This window comes from Streptomyces sp. 13-12-16, from assembly GCF_002114215.1.
Classification (GTDB): Bacteria; Actinomycetota; Actinomycetes; order Streptomycetales; family Streptomycetaceae; genus Streptomyces.
This window is the reverse complement of sequence record NZ_NCTE01001184.1, coordinates 2,062-2,875: the sequence shown is the minus strand read 5'-3', so window position 1 is coordinate 2,875 and position 814 is coordinate 2,062. Positions and strand designations below refer to the sequence as shown.

General features: G+C 74.9%; 1 pseudogene. It reads left to right on the top strand.

Annotated features, from left to right (window positions below):
* Positions 1-814, top strand: a pseudogene (locus tag B7767_RS37165) (hypothetical protein); the annotation flags it as partial.

Below are 814 nucleotides of genomic sequence, written 5' to 3'. Positions count from 1 at the left end.
GGCCGGACTCCCGCGCAGCGCCGCCAGATCCTCACCGTCGCCGCGGCCCGCCGGGACGAAGGGGAACTGGCCACGGCTCTCGGCCGGGGCGGCTCGTGGCGGGCGTACCGAGTGGGACGCGTACCCGAGCACACGGTGCGGGAGGACGTCATGGCGGACATGACGGTGGGGACCGTGACGGTCGAGCGGACCTCCACCGTCACCGGCCTCGTGCCGGTGACCCTGGGCGGCCGGCCACACCTCGTCACCGCTTCCCGGGACGGCGACGTGGGGGTCTGGGACCTCCGGGAACGCAGGGCGATCGGACGGGGAACGCCCCCTCGCGGTGTCGACCAGGGCCGGAGCCGGATGACCTGTGCCGTCCGGGACTCCACCGTTCTCGCCCTCCACTGGTTCGACGAGGCGGGCGGCTGGTCGTCGCGGCTCAACGTGTGGGAGCTGCCGGGGCCCCGCTCGGTCAAGGAGAGCGCGAACGTGTCCGGGTCGTTGTTCGTCTCCGTCGCCGGCGCCACCGTGCGCGAGCGTCCGGTCGCGGTCCTGTGCGGTTACCGGCGGCCGTGGCTGTCCGGCGCGGGGTTGTTGGTGCTGTGGGACCTGCGGTCGAACCGGCAGCTCGGCGAACCGCTCCTGGACCGGGGCGATCCGTTGTGGTGTGTGGCGGTGGCGTCGGTGGGCGGGCGTGCGCACGCGGTGACCGGGGGCGAGGACGGTGCGGTGCGGGTCTGGGACCTGGAGGCGGGGGAGGAGGTGTGCGAGCTCGGCCGGCACGAGGGGGCGGTGCGGTGTGCGGTGGTGGCGTCGGTGGGCGGGCGTG